This is a genomic window from Pseudomonas zanjanensis, assembly GCF_014268745.2.
GTDB classification, from domain to species: Bacteria; Pseudomonadota; Gammaproteobacteria; order Pseudomonadales; family Pseudomonadaceae; genus Aquipseudomonas; species Aquipseudomonas zanjanensis.
On sequence record NZ_JABWRB020000001.1, the window covers coordinates 2538599 to 2556949 of the forward strand.

The following is an 18351-nucleotide window of genomic DNA, read 5'->3' on the forward strand; positions in this document are numbered from 1 at the left end:
AGGGATCAGCTGTGAACAGCGTATTTTGAGTTCGAGCATCAACCCTGTGGGAGCAAGGCTTGCCCGCGATGTCGTTCGCCCTGACATTGCCAGGCCCAAGGCTGACGCCGCGCACCTGGTTGAAAAAATCGAAACCTTGGACGGCGTGCACCGGTCAAGTCCTGTATGAACGTCAACCGCTGCACGTCGCGCCGAGCGACCACAGCCCGAAACGAGGGACAGACATGAGCATGACCGTCGGTGATTTCCTGGTGGAACGTCTTTATGAATGGGGGGTTCGCCGTATCTATGGCTATCCGGGCGATGGCATCAACGGCGTGTTTGGCGCCTTGAACCGCGCCCAGGGAAAAATCCGCTTCATCCAGGCCCGCCACGAGGAAATGGCCGCGTTCATGGCCTGCGCCCACGCCAAGTTCACCGGCGAACTGGGGGTCTGCATCGCCACTTCCGGACCCGGCGCGTCCCACTTGGTGACCGGCCTCTACGATGCCCGAATGGATCACATGCCGGTGCTCGCCATCAGCGGCCAGCAGGCCCGCGCCGCGCTGGGCGGGCATTACCAGCAGGAACTGGACCTGGTGAGCCTGTTCAAGGACGTGGCCGGGGCGTTCGTGCAGCAAGCCAGCGTACCCGCCCAGGTGCGTCACCTGCTCGACCGCGCCGTACGCACGGCGGTGGGCGAACGCCGGGTCACGGCGCTGATCCTGCCGAACGACCTCCAGGACATGGAATACACCGCGCCGCGCCACAAGCACGGGACCGTTCACTCCGGCGTCGGCTACCGCAAGCCCAGCGTCGTCCCCTACGAAGAGGACTTGCGCAAAGCCGCCGAGGTGCTCAATGCCGGCAAGAAAGTCGCCATCCTGGTCGGTGCCGGCGCGCTGCACGCCACCGACGAAGTCATCGCCATCGCCGAGAAACTGGGTGCCGGTGTGGCCAAGGCATTGCTGGGCAAGGCCGCCGTGCCCGATGACCTGCCCTGGGTCACCGGCACCATCGGCCTGCTCGGCACCGAGCCCAGCGACAACCTGATGGCCGGCTGCGACACGCTGCTGATGATCGGCTCCGGCTTCCCCTACGCCGAGTTCCTGCCCCCTGAAGGCCAGGCCCGGGGTGTGCAGATCGACATTCAAGCGGACATGCTCAGCCTGCGGTATCCCATGGAAGTCAGCCTGCACGGCGACAGCGTCGATACCTTGCGCGCCCTGCTGCCGCTGATCGAAGAAAAAACCGACCGCACCTGGCGCAAGAAAATCGAGCATTGGCGGGAACGCTGGGAGCGCACCCTGGAAAAACGCGCCTTGGTAGCCGCCAAACCGATCAACCCGCAGCGAGTCACCTTCGAGCTGTCGCCGCGACTGCCAGAGCACGCCATCATCACCTGCGATTCGGGCTCCTGCGCCAATTGGTACGCCCGCGACCTGAAGATCCGGCGCGGCATGATGTGTTCGCTGTCGGGTGGCCTGGCGTCGATGGGCGCCGCCGTGCCCTACGCCATCGCGGCGAAGTTCTGCCATCCGCAGCGCCCAGTGATCGCCCTGGTGGGCGATGGCGCCATGCAGATGAACAACATGGCCGAGCTGATCACCGTCGCCAAATACTGGCGCACCTGGGCCAACGGCACCTGGATCTGTGCGGTGTTCAACAATCGGGACTTGAACCAGGTGACATGGGAACAACGGGTGATGGAGGGCGATCCAAAATTCGAAGCCTCCCAGGACATTCCCGACGTGCCCTACCACCTGTTTGCCGAGTCCATTGGCTTGAAGGGCATCCTCGTGTTGCACGAAGACGACGTGGCCACGGCCTGGGAAACCGCGCTGGCGGCGGATCGTCCGGTGCTGATCGAATTTCGCACCGACCCCGACGTGCCGCCGCTGCCGCCGCATATCAAGCTGGAACAGGCCAAGAAGTTTGCCTCGACCCTGCTCCAGGGCGACCCGAACGAGCGAGGCATCGTGGTGGAGACCGCCAAGCAGGTATTGAGCAGCCTGCTGCCGGGCCATCGCACGGATAAAGAGTGAGGCGTGACACGATGCCCACCGTTGAGCTGCATCGTCGCTATGAAAGGTCCCTACTGCTGGCGTTCTGCGTGGTCTGGGGCTGGCTGGCCATCGCCCCCCTGAAACGCAGCGACTGGCTGGCGGAAAACCTGCTGGTGGTTGTGTTGCTGGTCGTGCTGGTGGCCGTTCATCGGCGATTCAGCTTTTCCCGGCTGTCCGCCACACTGCTATTCGTGTTTCTCTGCATCCATGAAATCGGCGCCCACTACAGCTACGCCAAGGTGCCCTACAACCAGTGGTGGCAGGCCTTGACCGGGGGCCCTTCGCTTGACCAGCTCATGGGGTTCCAACGCAACCAATTCGATCGGCTGGTGCATTTCAGCTATGGCCTGCTGCTGGCCTATCCGCTGCGGGAGGTTTTGCTGCGGGTAATGCCTGCAAAGGGGTTCACGGGCTATTTGCTGGCCTGGAGCCTGATCCTCGCGTCGTCGGCCATTTACGAGATCATTGAATGGTTGGGCGGTGCCTATATCGGCGGTGATACCGCCAAGGCCTTTGTCGGCGCCCAACGGGACCCGTGGGATTCACAGAAGGACATGGCCTTGGCCGCGCTTGCCGCGTTCATCGCCCTGCTGGCCGCCGCCGGGGTCAGCTACCTGCGCCAACGGGACGTCGCCCTAGAATGGGCATCCCGCTTCAAGGCCCGCACATGACAACAACGCAGTCTGTCGGCTGCTTCGTTAACACGACTAAGTAAATCAGCCCACCCGCCGATACAAGACAGGTGCGGGTGAAATCGCTTTTGGCTGATGACTTTTTTATGACTGAAAATGCTGGCAATGAATCGACTGTCCTTTCCCCGGGCTCGCCAACCCGTAGTTTCACCCGTCGCACGTTCCCGGCCATCATGCTCCTGCTGTTTGTCATGTCCGCACTGGCGATCGCCGTGCTGCTTAACATCACCGCGGCCCAGGACCGGCGCGCCCGCGAACAGAGCCTGTTTTTCGCCCAACGGGCCATCGAGGGCATCCGCACCGGCATCGGCCGCGACCTGAGCGACTATTCCAAGTGGAGCGACGCCTACCGGCACCTGCATGTCGACGTCGACAAGGAATGGGCCTATGACCAGGAAAACGTCGGCAGCAGCGTGTTTTCGCTCTATGGCTACCAGGCGGTGTTTGTCATTTCCCCGACCGGCAAGACCGTTTATTCGGTGATCGATGGCCAGATGAGCGAGGTCGATGCCGACACCTGGCTGACCGGCGACCTGCGAGCACTGCGGAACAAAGCCAGCACGGCGGAAAATCACGACGAAGTGGTCGTCGAGCTGCTGCACCACGACGACGCCCCGGCGTTTGTCGCCGTGTCCGCCATCACCACCGGCACGGACAACAGCGTGGCGCAAATTCCCGGCCCGCCCAGCCTGATGCTCTTCGTCAAGGTCCTGGACCCCGGCGCCCTGGAAAACCTGGCGCGGGACTTCGCCCTGCCCGACGCCCATATCGCCAGGACCCCGGGCCCCGCCAATACCGCCCAGTTGCTGCTCGACGATCTGACCCAAGAGGCCCTGGCGTGGCGACCGCAGACCCCGGGCCAGGATCTGCGCAAAGTCCTGCTGCCGTTGCTGGCCGTGGCGTTACTGGTGCTCGCGATCCTGGCCCTGGCCGTTCTGCGCCACGCCTTGACGATGCTGCGCGCCCAGGAAAGCCAATACGCCAGCCTGCTGGCCCACCGCAAGGCTTTGGAGCGCAGCGAAGAACGTTTCCGCGACATTGCCGAAGTCTCCTCCGACTGGTTGTGGGAGGTCGACTCGACCGGGACGCTGACCTACCTGTCGGAACGCTTCGAACAAGTGACCGGCTTCAGCCCCACGGAATGGCTCGGCAAACCGCTGCACCGGCTGCTCCACCCCCATGGTGGCTCGATCTCGATTGCCCAATGGCTGCTCGGCGGCGCCAACAGCCTCTCTTCGGCACCGCTGCTGTGCGAGTACACCGCGCGCAACCAGCGCATCCGCACCTGCAAGCTGTCGGTACGGGCCATCGAAGCCGGCACCTTGGGTTTTCGCGGCACCGCCACGGATATCACCGACGAACTGCGGGCGCTGGCCCAGATCAAGCACCTCTCCCTGCATGACCCGCTGACCGGGCTGGCCAACCGCAACCGTTTGTTCGATTGCCTTCGCGAACATCTGGATCGACCTGATCGCCCGCCCCTGGTGCTGCTGAACCTGGATATGGACCGATTCAAGCCGGTCAACGACTCCCTGGGCCATGCCGTGGGCGATAAAGTGCTCAGGGAAGTGGCGCATATCCTCCAGCAAAACGTCCGTGGCACCGATCTGGTGGCGCGCCTGGGCGGTGATGAGTTTGTCATTGTCATGCCCGATCCCGGCGATCCCGACGATCTCGATCAACTCTGTGCACGACTGATCGACTGCATGCAACGGCCCATGCACCTGGACGGCAACACGCTGTACCTGGGGGTGAGCATCGGCGTCGCCTGGTCGCAGCCCGGTGACGAACGGGCCGATGAGCTGTTGCGCCACGCCGACATCGCCTTGTATGCGGCCAAGGCGGCGGGCCGCAACACCTGGCGCGTGTATGTGGAAGCCATGGGCAACCTGGCCCGCGACCGGCGGCAATACGAGCAGCAACTGCGCAACGCCATGCAGCACGACCAACTGGAACTGCGCTACTTGCCTCGCTTCGACGTGATCGCCGAGCAACTGCACGGTTTCGAAGCCCAGATCTTCTGGCACCACCCCGAAAAGGGTGAGCTGGGTGGGGCCGACTTCATCCCCGTGGCCGAAACCTCGGGTCAGTTGGAAGAACTGGGCACCTGGGTCTTGATCAACGTCTGTGAAGAAGCCGTGACCTGGCCGAGCGATGTCAATGTCTCCCTCGCGGTTTCACCCCGGTGGTTCAACAGCAGCTTCCTGCTCAACCAGGTGCAGGAGGCGCTCGAAACGAGTGGCCTGGCGCCTCACCGGTTAACCTTGGAAGTGGCCGAAGGGGTGCTGCTGGCCGACCACAAGGCCGTCGCTGCCACCCTCCATGCGCTCAAGGATCTTGGGGTGCGGATCAACATCGATAAGTTCGGCACCAACATCGCCTCCCTGCGAGAGGTGCTGGACCAGCCGTTCGATGGCATCCGCTTCGATCGCAACATCCTCTCGCAGTTGGGCCTGGAGGACGACAAGGAAGGTGTCCTGGCGATGATCCGGTTGAGCCGCAGCGTCGGGCTCATGGTCACCGCCGAGGGTATAGAAAATGCCCGGCAATTCAGCCAATTGCGCAACGTGGCCTGCGACCATGTCCAAGGCCCCTACTTCGGCGCGGCACTGCCCCGCTCGGAAATGGCCTCGTTCTTCACTACGCCGAGGTGGCTGTAACCCGTCGCGCCACCGCTATCGCGAGCAGGCTCGCTCCCACAAAGGGGCCTGTGTCGTACCCAAACCTCAAGGCCACCCAATAACCCTGTGGGAGCGGGCTTGCTCGCGAAGGCGGTGGACCTGCTGGCATATATGTTGGCTGTGCCGCCGTCTTCGCGAGCAAGCCCGCTCCCACACTGAGACCTGCGGTGCATGCAAAAGCTCATGAACACCGCAGCCCCCCCTTGTGGGAGCGAGCTTGCTCGCGATGAGGCCGGCACTGCCAACATCACCGCAAGCTGAATTCCCCTACAAACTCAACCGCCCCCGCTCCTCCTCCGTCAGCCGCTGGCGGCTCTGTTCATCCAAAGGCCCCGCGCCCAGGACCTGGACCGGGCTGGCCGGGTCGTAGGCTCGTGGGGCTTCGCGGCTGGCGCCATCGCGGGACGGGGCCAGTTGCTCGGAGCCAAAGCTCACCACCTGCACGGTGAACACCGACGCCTGGTTCTGCCGCGCGGCGTTCTGTTGCTGACGGGCGACATCCTCAGCCGCCTGCGTCGCCGAAGACGCCGCCGAACTGGCCGAGGTGATCGCCCCGGTGTTCACCGAAGCCGCCAGCGGCACGCCAGAGGATTTGCCCTGGGTCTGGATGTTGGCCGCGTTCACCACGGTCAAGGCCGCGATGTTGACGTTGCCCGACACCCGGATCCCCGCCTCGCCCGCATCGATGGTGCCCAACGGCGCGATCAGGTCGATGTCTCCCGGCGTCACTTCGGCAATCGGGTTGAGGGTGGCGATACCCGCGCCGGTACTCGGTACCGATGGCGACAAGGTGACGTTGCCCCAAGTGTCATACACGCGCCTTGGCGGCGTGTAGACCACCGTCGTCTTCGAACCACGCCCGGCGTTGATATCGCCCCCGGCCGACCAGCCGAGGATCGAACCGCCAAAGGTGGTCATGATCCGGCTCTGGCCCAGCAAAATGCTGCCTTGGGCGTACAACTGAATGTCACCCCGGCCTTGGGTGATGACCCCGGCCGAGGCCGGTGGCGCGTCACCTTCGATCCCGAACACCTGCTGCCCGCCCGGGGTCAACACCTGGATATCGCCGCCAAAGTCGGTGTGGATCCCCGAACCGCCGTAGAGCGTGATGTCACCGTCGTAGCGAATGGTGTTGCCCGCCACATCCTTGCTGGGGAACAGCGCGGCAATCGCCTCGCGCCCTCGGCGGTAACTGCCACTGCGCTCGCCACCGACGGTGTTGTATTCGCGCCCCCCGGCCTTGAGTTCGGCGAAGTAGATCTGCCGGGCGAAGACGTTCTGCTGTTCCGTCGGCAGGCCGGCGAAAAACGCCAGGGCCTGGTCTTCGCCAGCGCTGTAGCCGAAGCGTTGACTCAGCCACTGGTTCAGTTCGCCGCGATAATCTTTCAGCGCCGCGCCTGGTTGCAGGTAACGCGCCAGCAAACCCCGATAGTTCGGCCCTTGGGGGCCAGCCCCGGCAATCAGCGCGATCGAGGCGCCACCGTCACGGACCTGCGCCGCCGGGTCGACATTGCCAATGCTGTTGAAGCCGCTCTCCTGGTACAACTGCCCCACGCCCGGGCCCGACCCGTACAGGTTGCGCCCGGCACTGACCTCCAGCAGGCCGGGACCGGCAATATTAAAGGTGCTCAGGCGGATGTCACGCCCCGCGGAAACCTGGGAAATTTCATCGCTTCGACTGTGCACGATCAAGTTACCGGTGGATTGCCCGCCAGCCGAACCACTGACGGCAGCAGGCACATCAGTCGCGGTGTTCAACGGCAAGCCGGAGTTGACAATGTCACGCCCAGCCATCACCCGCAGCGGGCCGCTGCCTTCGTAGCGCACCTCGTCACCCGACGCTGGATAACGAATCACTTCGCCGGTCCGCAGGCCGACGATATCGCCCTTCACCGCATAAAAACGCACCGGCTCGCGCCGGGTATACGGCTGGACGCTGAAGGTATTGGCGCCAAAACTGAATAACGGGAATTCGCTCGGCCCGACATAGACCCCAGTGCCGTAATTATCATAGTTCGGATTGCTGTTGATCCCGCTGTAGCCGGCGAAGGCCGGGCGCAACGGACTGGACAACAGGGCCGGATCGGCCCCCGACTGCGTGACCGCATAACCGCCGGCATAAATCGAATCGGCGGCGATCAGTTGCAACTCGGCATTGGCCGAGGGCGCGGTCATCAACGAGAACCCCGATGCCACGTCACTGACGCCACGGGCCGATGGTCCGTAGTAAAGGCTGCCATTGGCGGCGACGGCCCGCAGGATCGAGGGGTAGACAAAACGTCCGCCGGAGACTGAGGCATTGAGACCGGCCAGTTTTTCAATGGCGACGATGGGCGTCAGGTTACCGCCGACACTAAACAGGTCGATGGCGGTATTGTCGGTCCACAGGGAGAATTGGCTCAGGCCGCCGCCACTGCGATAGGCACCTTCGCGGTCGGTGTAGCCGGTGGAGTTCTGCATCAGCACCCGTCCCGGATCGCCCACTCCCTGCAACACCAGGTCGCCACGGCTGTCCAGGCTGACGCCGGCATCCCCCGGCATCAGGGTCACGCCGCCGCGAGCGGTGGCCATGGTGGAAACGTAAGCGTCATAGGCCCGAGACTCTTTCGGATCCTGGAAAGCGCCATAGCTGCCGTAGGTCAGGCCCAACGCTCCGATCGCTCCAGCCTGCAACTGCAATGAACCGCGCAGGTTGGCCAGCATCCCGTTCAGATCAGCCGCCGCGCTGACACTCTCTCGTGCCGCCTGGGAAGGGTTGAGTTCACCGCCGATGCGCAACCGCAGGTCGCCGCCACCGGTCAACACCAGGCTGCCATCGGCGGCAACCCGGCCACTGCTGCCCACGGCCAGCACCAGCCCCTGGCTGCGCTCCACATCGGCGCCCAGGACACCGAGTTGTTGGGAAATCAAGCCGGCGTCGCCGCCCACATCGACGCTCAGGTTGCCGCCGCCCAACGTGCCGATCCCGGTAAAGCCCGTCAGGTAGGGATCACCCGCCTCGGTGGAGGGCTGCTGGGCGAAGGTGCCGAAGTTGATCCACCAGGCGGTGGGGATTTGCGCGGCCGGATCGGCCGTGGTGCCTGTGCCTTGGCGCCATAACCAGTTGCCCATTGCCGCAGACGTGTTCTGTGCCCCACTGCCGACGTTTCTCTTGGAGAACGAATCGCCGTGCAGGTCACCGCCCACCGTCAGCTTGAGGTTACCGCCTTGCTCCGGGTACCAGGCCTGGTAAGCGCCACCGGTGGTGAGCGATTCATAGGCGGCACCCGCAGTGCCCAGCACACTGCCATCGGGTTGTCGGCCACGGGCCTGCTGATAGGGGTCGTTGGCGCCCGGCGCCAACGAGGCCGACTGGGTGCCGGCGGTGTAGACCCCGAACAGCGACCGCATAGTGAAATCACCGGCACTGAGCAGTTCCAGATCGCCGGTCCCGGTGCGCAAGACGCTGAACAGCTGGCTGCCGGGAGTGACCTTGGTGCGGATCGGCTCCGGAGGGTTGTCGGGAACCACAGCCAACACGCACCAGTCAGGAAACCAGGTGCAGAAATCCAGCGCATCAGGCGGCACAGGCTCCCCTGGTACACCATAATTGTTGGTCGGAGACCAGACCAAAACCGTTTTGGGCGGTGCTGGGATACATTCACCTGGAATCCAGGTGCAAAAATCCAACATATCGGGTGGTACGGGCTCTCCTGGCACGCCGATATTGCTGCCTGGCGCCCAAACCAACCCCGTTCCGCCACCCCCTCCGCCACCGCCACCGGTCTGCTCGCGCTTGGCCAGGTAATGCCCATCGGCCAATTGCAAACTGCCCGCCTCTGCATGAGGGCGGGTGATGCGGGTATCAGCCGCCTCGGTATCGGCCCCCGCCACCCAACGCATCGACCAGGATTGCGAGCCGTCCGGCAGCAGGCTTGCGACCGCCCAATTTCGGCCCTGGATACCGTTTTCGACCGGGCGCAATTCGATCAGGTCGACCCCCTCCGCCAGCTTGACGTCGGTGCCGGAAGGAATCAGCGCGCCGGAGCCCAACGCCAGGGCGCTCCGCAACGTCAACCCGCTGCCCGGCACTGCGACCCCCTTGGGCCAGGTGCCGTCCTTGACGGTTATGCCCATCGGCAAACGGGTACCGGCTTCCAGGCGCGTGTCGACCGGCAAGCTGACCGCCTCTTTGAGCAAGGTGCCAGCGGCATACAGGAGGTTGCCGCTGGCATCGCGGATGGCGGCCTGCAACAGCGTACCCGCCGGCAGGTTCAGCGCCTCGCCCAGGCTCAGCGTGGTCGGCAGCTCGAGCCCCGCCGGCAGGCTGCCGCCCTTGAAGGGTACGTCATAGTTGAGCAGGCTGCCGGCCGGATACAGGGTACCCTCAGCCAATTCGACACCAGCGCCCGGCACCACCAGGTCAGCACCGAACGGCTGTTTCCCAGCGATCAGCAACCAGCCATTGCCATCGGTGCGCAACGTCGGGTCGCCAGCCTCCGGCGGCGCGAAACCATCGTTGATGCTGCCATAGATATTCAGGTTGCCACCGGCGCGCACCACCAGGTTGCCCGCCTCGCCGGAGCCATACACATCGGTCTTTTGCGTGTGGCGGTTGAGGCTGGCGTAGCGATAACCGGACAGGTCCAGGTCACCCTCCACCACCAGGTCGCCGTCCGGTGTCTTGCTGAGGATTTCCACGCCGGGCCGCAGGTGCAGCGCATCGGCGTAAGCTGCATTGTTCAGCCCGGCCAGTTTGCCGTTGAGCAGATTGCCGTTGTTCAGCGCGGCATTGATGAACGCCTCGCTGTCATTGTGTTTATCGTTCAGGTATCGCTGATCGATCACTTGATAAGGCCGCCCATCCACCGCCGGCGCGGTGCCGTCACGGGCATCGGTATAACGAGCAATCGCATTGACGTTGATGGAGCGCGCGCCGAGCACCGACACGTTGCCGGAGGCATCGATGGCGATATCGCCGTACCGTGGATCATCGACCCGCAGCCGCGGGGCATTGAGCTCCAGGGTGCCACGGGCCCGGCCGTCGTTTTGTCCCGGGCCATTGCCCAGCGGCGCGCCGGTGCCGTGGCGCAGGTCCAGGCGCGCACCGCTGGCCAGGGTCAACTGGCCGTCCCCGGAGTTGAGTTCGATCAGCGCCCGGTTGGGGCTGTCGATGATCTTGCCGTAGCTGTCGACCCGCAAAATGCTGCCGTGGGTATCGAGCAGCGCGCTGCCGGCGACGGTCAGCCCGTGTTTCGCCGCCAGACGGATACTCCCGACCGCTTGCCCGCTGGCATCGACAGTGCCGAGCACGATCAGGCTGCCGTTGTCCACCGAGACATTGATGGCATTGGCCTTGAGTTCGTTGCCGATCACCAGGTCGCCTTGCTTGAGTTGGAAGCTGCGCGAGCCAAACACTTGGTCACGGTTCAGCCGCCCGTTCAGCGCAGCGAAATCCCCCAGGGTTTGCCCGCGCAGGTCCACCGCGCCGCTGGCATAGGGCACCAGGGTGCCGCCGGCGTTATAGGTGCCGGTGGCGGAACCGAGGATGCGGCCTTGCAGGTCGATCAGGCCGGCATCGGGGTCGAGGGCGATCGCACTGAGCAGGCCGGCGCGGTTGTTGCGGGCGCTGAGGTCGACGGTCGAACCGGCGGCCTGACGGATATTGCCGGTGCGGCTGTCGAGAAACAGATCACCACCCCAACTGTATTTGCGCACATCGTTGAGCACCACCTCGCGCCCGGCCAGGTCGATCCGGGCGTTGTCACCCAGCACCACGTCGCCGCTGGCGCCGAGGGTGAGCTTGCCGCTGGGCAGGCGGACCGTGCCGTCAAGCAGCAGGCTGCCGGCCTGTAGCTGCAACTCAGCCCCCAGCGCCGCGTTGTCGACGGCTGCGGCCGACACCCCGGCAATGCCCGCCACCGTCAGCGCGCCACCGGCGGTGATGCGGTTGACCGAGCCTGCCTCGCCGGTCCACAGCGGTGTGTTCACCCGCAGGTCGCCGCCGCTGTAGCTGTAGCCTTTGCCGCTGACGTAGTCGCCACGGGACTGGTACACCTGCAACGCGCCTTTGTGGTTGGCGGTGATGCGCTGGCTGGCGGTGAGGTTGACCTGGCTGAAGCCCAGCGTGAGGCGCTGCGGGTTGTCGAGGTTGTTGGCCTGGGCATTCGGGCCGTAACCGAATTCCAGCACCTGGGCCTGGATATCCAGCACCCCGCTGCCGTTGCCAGGTCCGGCCAGCAGCGGCGTGCCGGCCGGCGTCAGCGCACCGTTCCACACCAGGGTGCCGGTGCGAATGCTGGCATGGTCACCGGCCGCGCCGTAGCCGTAGATCGCCGGCGTGCCGAGGACCAGCCGCTGGAGGCTGGACTTGCCCGTCAAGGGGTCCAGGGTGCTGAGCTCGACGCTTTCGTAGAAGTTCACCGAATCCCGGGCATTGAGCACCAGGTTTTCCAGGGCGGGCGCGCCCTTGAGGCGATCGCCGCGCAGCAGGCGGTCAAGCACCTGCTGGTTGAGGGTCAGCCCCTTGGGCAGCGCCTGGCGTTGTTGGGCCGCCGCCAGCGCCTGGGCCGAACCGATGTTGATCGCGCCCACCGCCAGCGTCAGGTTGCGCGTGCCGAAGCGCACCGACTCATCGAGGTTGAAGACATTGTCGGTCGCCGCGGTGATGGTGCCTTGGGAATAGAGTTCGGTGGTGCCGCTGCAATGGCCGGTGTCGCATTGGCCGATCAGGATCGAGCCCGGACCTCTTCCCGAAGCGCCCGCAGAGGGCGGCAGCACATCGAGCCAGCCGTTGGACACCGCCAGCAAGCTGTTCAGGCCCGGATCGTAGACGAAACCGCTGCGGGAATCGAACGGTGCGCTGCCTTGGCCCAGGGTATTGATGCTCGCCCCCTGCTCGACCACGATGGCACCGGCCTTGACGTTAGTGGCAAGGAACACCTCACCGGCCTTGAGGCTGCTGCCCTGGCGCAGAACGATGTCGGACAGCGTCGAGTTGAAGGTCACCAGATTGCCGCCCTGGCCGTAGATGACTCCGGGCAGCATCCCGATCGACAGGCGCGGAGCCTGTAGAGCGTTGAGCGCCTGATCATGGAGCGAGGCACCGGCGAACCCCGCCGTGGCCTGTTGGCCGACCGGCAGCACTTCGAGGCGGGTGGCGTCGGCGAAAATGCCGACGCTGCCGCCCAGGCCGCCCTCGGCCGGTTTGAAACGGGCTGTTCCGTTGAATCGGAACGTCTCGGCAGGGTCGCCCACCCCTTTGAATTTGAGCTTGAGGGTCTTGCCATCGGCCTCGATCATCGCCCGCGGCACGCCTTTGAGCGTGGCGTCGGCCTTGGCGAACGCTGCGTAGCCGGTTTCGTTGTATTGCGAATAACGCCGCAGCACGGCCGCCGAGGTCAGGATCACTTGGCTGGACAGCGCATCGCGAATATTGCTATGGGCAATCGACAACCCTCCCGAGGTGGCCCAGGAGCCGTTGCGCATGGCCAGGCTGCTGGCCATTCTTCCGCTGCCAGCCAGGCCATTGAGTTCGACCCGGAACGCCCCCGGCAACAAGGCATAAGTCGAGGGCAGCAAGGTGTAGGTGCCCGCCGGCAGGCCTGGAACACCCGCGTCCAGGGTAATGCGCTGGCCGATCAGCGGATCGCGCGCCCCGGCCTCCCCTGACGGCGGCGCATAGCCGCGCTGGTCGCCGGGGACGATGGCGTACACCGGGTTGGTGTCCAACCCCGGCAGTACCAGGCTACCGTCCGCACCGATCTGCACCAGCGGGTTGTAGCGCGCGTCGGTCGAGCCGCCCCGCCCGGAAATGAAACCGGCGCCGGCCAGTTCGCCGCCACCGGACAGATCCAGCACGGCACCGGGTTGCACGTCGATGCTGTGGCCGATCATCGAGACGCCCACCGACAACACGTTGACCGACGTGCTGCCCCCCGCGCCGATCAATTGGACGTCCTTGCCGTTGTAGCGATAGGACAAGCCGTCGACCGTGCCGCCATAAGGCATGTTCAAACCGGCCCCGCTGACCGACGTGACACTGCCCGGCAACAACTTCAAGGTCTGGATATCGCCCCCTTCTTCGCCCAGGCTGAGCAGCCCCAACGGTGCCCGCAGCACGCCGCCCTGCAATAAGGTGCCGGCGTCCAGGCTCAGCGAACCGAACACCGAATACGGTTGGGCCGGCAACGTGTCGGTGGTACGCCCGATCCGCAGGGTCGAATCGGCGGTGGTCTTGACCCGCGCCGTGGCCCCCGTGGTCGGATAGATCTGCGCCGCCAGCAGGGTCAGGTCAGCGTTGCTGAGCAGTTGCGTGGCCGTACTCTCGATATTCAGCGGCGAGCCGCCAAGAAAACGCAGGTCGCCCCGGCTGCTCAACTGCGCCTGGGCAAAACCGCGGCGATCGATCTCCAGGGCCGGGCCCTGCTGGCGCGCCAGCACGCCATGGGCGCCCAGGGTCAGGACGTCGCGCAGGTCCAGCAGATCGGCATTGACCTGCAATTGGGCGGCACTGTCCTGCACCGACAGGCCACCCTGGATAGTCGGGCGTACATGCACGTCGGCGCCTCGCGCCGCGGCCCCGGCCAGACGAACATAAGGGGCGTTCAAGGCTATCCGGCTGTCACCCGGCGCGCCCTCGGCCAGCGCCAGGGAGCCGGTATAGATTTGCAGGCTCTGCGCCAGGTTCAGGTTCACATCACCGGCGAACGACAGGATGCCGTTGCTGAGCAAGGTCAGGTTGGCGAACCCACCGCGGCTGACTTTATCGACGTCCAGGCGGCCCTGGCCGTAGCTCATCAGGCCATCGGTGGCAGCGCTGCCGGTGCCCCGGGACAGGATCAACTCACGCGGCACCCGCACCTGATCGTCCACCGTCGAGCGATCGTAAAGCGGGGTTTCCAGCGCCACCGACAGGCTGCCACCGGCAGCGCCCACACCGCCGGAAGCCGCCTGGAACTCGCCGTCCAGACGCAAGCCATTGTTCGAACTCAAGGCGATGCTGCCGCCCGCGCTGCTCAGCGTCGTGGCGCCTTGGCCACGGATATCCAGCTCGGCCTGGGCGCCGTTGGCCAACAGCCGCGCGCCCTGCTTCACCACCACGAACAGGTCCGGCGCGCTGGCCGTGCCTTTGTCGGTGTCGACGCTGCCACCGATGACAATGCTGCCGGCGTCATCCACCCGGCCGTAACGCCGGTTCTGGGCATCCACTGCCGTGACCGCGCGGGCCGAGACGTCCAGCCGTGCATGTTCGCCCAACAGGATCGAACGCTGATGGGGACGTTCGACCACTGGAATATCCGCCAACCCCGCCGGCTTGATCTGGGTCAGCAGGATTTTCCCGCCCCAGGCATCGAGTTGCCCGTCGACGCTCAACTGACCGACGCTGGCCAGGCTCAGAGTGCTGCCTGGATCGACACTGATCCGCGCGCCCGTACCGACCACCAGCGCCGCCGTTTCCCGCTCGCTGGCGGTGGACAGGATGCTGCCGGCCTGCAGGCTCAGGTTCGCGCCCTTGCGCTGGCTCAACACGCCTTTGATCGCATCCTGCTGGTACAGCTCAGGGGTCCAGAGCGACAACAGCGTCTGCGGGTCACTGCCGGTCGCTGCGTCCTGAAGGTTATCGCCGAAGTGGTACACCGGCATGCTGACGTCCAGCTGGGTGCCATCGCTGACGGTCAGTCCCTGATTACCGGTAATGTCGTAGGCCGAGAAGCCCTTGTTGAAGAAGTCATTGCCCAACACCAGGCCGGCGTCGGCGTCCGCCACTGGGTGGTCGCTGAGGGTCACCTTGCCGGCCTGCACGCTCAGGCGTCCGCCGCCATTGACCCCATGGCCGCGCAGCTCACCGTCGAGGCTCAGCACCCCTTCGCCGGCGGACGTATTGGCGTTGGCCGCCAAGGTCAGGTTACCGCCCTTGCCACCCCGTTGCTTGCCATCGGCCAGCAGCGCGGCGCCCGATGAAACATCGATCAGGCTGCCGCTCGCCAGCGTCAGGTCGCCGCTGCTGCGCAGGGACACGTTGCCGCCATTGAGGAACGGCAGCGCGCTGCTGTCATTCGGATTGTGCAGTTGATTGCTCCAGAGGCCACGGGTATCGAGGGTCACGCCCTTGCCCACGCGAACGGCGGCGCGACTGCCGTCAACGGCATCGATCCGGGTGTCCTCGATCCGGGCGCTCTCACTGATTTGCTGCAACACGTTGCCCAGGGCAATCTCGCCGCCCCGCGCCGTCAGGTTGGCGTCGACCTGGACCTGCGGCCCGTACAGGGTAATGCTGCCGGCCGGCGCGACCTGCAGGTCTCCTTCGACCTTGATGCTGCCGGTGGCGGCGATCTTCACGGCGCCAAGGCCGAAGCCGTTGAGCTGTTCACTGTTCAGGTACAGGCGGCCTTCGCGCCCTTCAGCCACGGTGTCCTGGAGCCCCACTCCGGCCGCGAGGGATTGATCCTCGGTCCCGAGGACGATGTCCTGCAGCGTGCCGGCATTGGCGCGCAAGGCGTATTGCAGGGTACCGCTGCTTTTCACGTAGTAAGGCACGTAGTTGCCAACGATCAGTTGCGCGCCACGGGCCACCGCCTTCGCCGACTGGTTGTAACCGTCCAGCCCGACCTGGGCGGCCTGCACCTGGCGGTCGCTCTGGAAGGTGTCGCCGACCACCTGGCCTTCCAGCACGGCGTTGCGCGTGCCGATCACCAGGGAGCCGGCGTCGCGACCGACGCTGTAGCCCTGCTCGAAACGCTCCCGGGGTGCGATCAGCGGACTGTAGTAGAACCGGCTCTGGCCCCAACGCGTACTGTGATCCTCGTAACCCTGGTACACCCCTTCATAGAGGATGTCGCCAGGGGCGCTGGAGATTTCATACAGTCGCCCGTTCGCACCCTTGAGCCAGCTTTGCTTGACCATGCCGGACTGCACATCGAGGGTGCCGCCGGACAGGTTGATCTGCGAGCCCTTCTGCGTCACCACATCGTTACCGCTGAAGGACACCGTACCGCCCTGGGCCATCCACTCACCCACGCTGTGCACGCGGGTGCCCAGGTAGCCGCTGACCTCCAGCAGGCCACCGGCGGTGTACCAGCGATCCGTCGCGTAGCCGTTGGTTCCGGCGGGCACGAACACCAGGTCGCGGGTGTCGACCCACACGTCCTTGCTGTTCAGGCCGCCCTTGTCGCGGTTACCGGGGGCGTCGCGCTGTTCGTTGCCCTGGACGTTGATCTTGATGCTGTTGGATTCCATCGCCACCTTGACGCCCAGCGCACCGGACACGTCGATGACCGCGCCATCGCCGACCCGACTGCGCTGGGTCGCGCGGACGCCGACCTGGCCACCGCTGGCGAGGGTGATCGAGCCTTTCTGGAAGTCGACGGTGCCGGCGCTGTCGATGGCGATCAACGACTGGTCGCGGCGATAGCCGTCGACCGCGACGATAGGCGAAGTGTTTGCACTGGGCGGTTGCAGCAGACCATTGCGCTGGCTGTCCAGGGCACTGCTGCTATCGAGCAGGATCGCACTGGTGGCGCCCTCGCCCAGGGTCACGCTGCGACTGGCGGTCAGGTGCAGGGTGCCGCGTGAATCCACCGAGGTACTGGCCAGCGCCACGCCGTTTTGCCGCACGTCCTGGCCGGTCAGGCTCACGTCGCCCAATGCTGCCTGCAGCAGGCCGCTGTTGCTGACTTCGCCCGTGCCGCTGGCGACCACTTGATTGCCGCGCACCGATGATTGCGCGTTACCGTCGGTGCCTTGGCCTTTCTTGATCACGAAATCACTGCCGGCGGCCAGCGCGACCTGGCCCTTCTGGGCGCTGATGGTCCCGGCATTGTCCACTTCGCTGCCCAGCAACAGCACATAACCGCCACCGGCGGTGGAGCTGGCAGGCGCGTGGGTTTCGATCCGCGCGCCCTGCTCGACCCGCACCTTGCCGCCGGCGTTGGTGAAGGTCGGCGCCGCGCCGGGGCTGTAAAGGCCATTGTTCTTGAACTGGTTGTCGTCGAACGCGGTGGCGGCGGCCACCAGGTTGCGCACGTTGATCTGACTGCTGCCGCTGAAAACGATGCCGTTCTGGTTGAGGATCAACACCGTGCCATTGGCCTTGATCGCACCTTGGACCTGGCTCGGCGAGGTCGCGTTATTGACCCGGTTGAGCACCGCCCAGTCGGCGTTCTGCTGGAAATTGACGGTGGTATCGCGCCCGACGTTGAAAGTGTCCCAGTTGATGATCGCCTTGTCGGCCGTCTGCTTGATCGAGACCTGGGTCTTGCCGCCCGCCTCGGTCTGCACCGGCGCCTCGACGTTGCTGAAGACCGGTTTGCCATCGGCGCCGATCACCAGGTTCAGGCCATTGCCACCCAGGCCGTTATGAATGGTTTGCGGATTGGCGAAGGCTGACGCACGGCCCGCCGCCTGCAAGGCCTGCTGCGCGGCGATCGCCGCCACCGTGTTGTTGAGGTTGCTCAGCGAGCGCTGCAATTGCTGGTTGGCCGTCTGCTGTTGCGCCAGCGGTGGCGGCGCGCCTGGAACCTGCCCGCCCGGGCGAGCGGCATGAGTAGCCTGGGCCGCGCCCTTGGCGGCAAACCAGCTCGAACTGAAAGCCGCCGGCTGCGCGGCCTGGGCCGTGCCCGTGAGCACCAACAGGCCAATGGCCTGGGCCAGTGGGGTCAGGTACAACGCGCCCTGCTCCAGTACCGAGCGAGAGGATCCAGGGGCGAAGCCGCGAGGCGTCGGTTTCGAAGTTTTTTTAGACAGACGCATCACTATCCGATCTTTTTCCCAAAGCACAGAGTTAGGTCACACAGCCGCCCCGAGGTGGCCGTATCGATACCTGATAGGCGGTTACAAAGGTGCACGACCGAACGCTTGTCATACAAAGTTCATCTGCGTGCCGGCCGGGCAGCGAAATCATCTGGAACAGCGAAGCGCGCAAGGTTTCCAGGCGCAGAAAAACAACATCGGTAG

The 18351-nt window shown here is 65.1% G+C and carries 4 protein-coding genes; 3 read left to right on the forward strand and 1 reads right to left on the reverse strand.

The window, feature by feature from the left end:
- The first annotated feature begins 224 nt into the window (after positions 1-224).
- The 3 genes from HU715_RS10620 to HU715_RS10630 all read left to right on the forward strand — a co-directional run bounded on the left by HU715_RS10620 (position 225) and on the right by HU715_RS10630 (position 5397).
- Entirely contained in the window at positions 225-2024 is a 1800-nt protein-coding gene (locus HU715_RS10620) for a thiamine pyrophosphate-requiring protein (protein WP_186704922.1), read from the forward strand.
- A gap of 11 nt (positions 2025-2035) precedes the next feature.
- Positions 2036-2716: a DUF2238 domain-containing protein gene (locus tag HU715_RS10625; protein ID WP_186704921.1), complete on the forward strand. Its 681-nt coding sequence runs from the start codon at positions 2036-2038 to the stop codon at positions 2714-2716.
- A gap of 107 nt (positions 2717-2823) precedes the next feature.
- Entirely contained in the window at positions 2824-5397 is a 2574-nt protein-coding gene (locus HU715_RS10630) for a bifunctional diguanylate cyclase/phosphodiesterase (protein WP_186704920.1), read from the forward strand.
- A gap of 288 nt (positions 5398-5685) precedes the next feature.
- Here HU715_RS10630 and HU715_RS10635 read toward each other — a convergent pair whose 3' ends face one another.
- Positions 5686-18147, reverse strand: a complete 12462-nt coding sequence (locus HU715_RS10635; RefSeq protein ID WP_186704919.1) for a filamentous hemagglutinin family protein — start codon at positions 18145-18147, stop codon at positions 5686-5688.
- Positions 18148-18351 lie beyond the last annotated feature (204 nt).

Bases quoted from the DNA above. Each gene is read 5' to 3' on its own strand.
- HU715_RS10630 (WP_186704920.1), top strand. From the start codon at position 2,824: ATGACTGAAAATGCTGGCAATGAATCGACTGTCCTTTCCCCGGGCTCG.
- HU715_RS10635 (WP_186704919.1), bottom strand. From the start codon at position 18,147: ATGCGTCTGTCTAAAAAAACTTCGAAACCGACGCCTCGCGGCTTCGCC.
- HU715_RS10620 (WP_186704922.1), top strand. From the start codon at position 225: ATGAGCATGACCGTCGGTGATTTCCTGGTGGAACGTCTTTATGAATGG.
- HU715_RS10625 (WP_186704921.1), top strand. From the start codon at position 2,036: ATGCCCACCGTTGAGCTGCATCGTCGCTATGAAAGGTCCCTACTGCTG.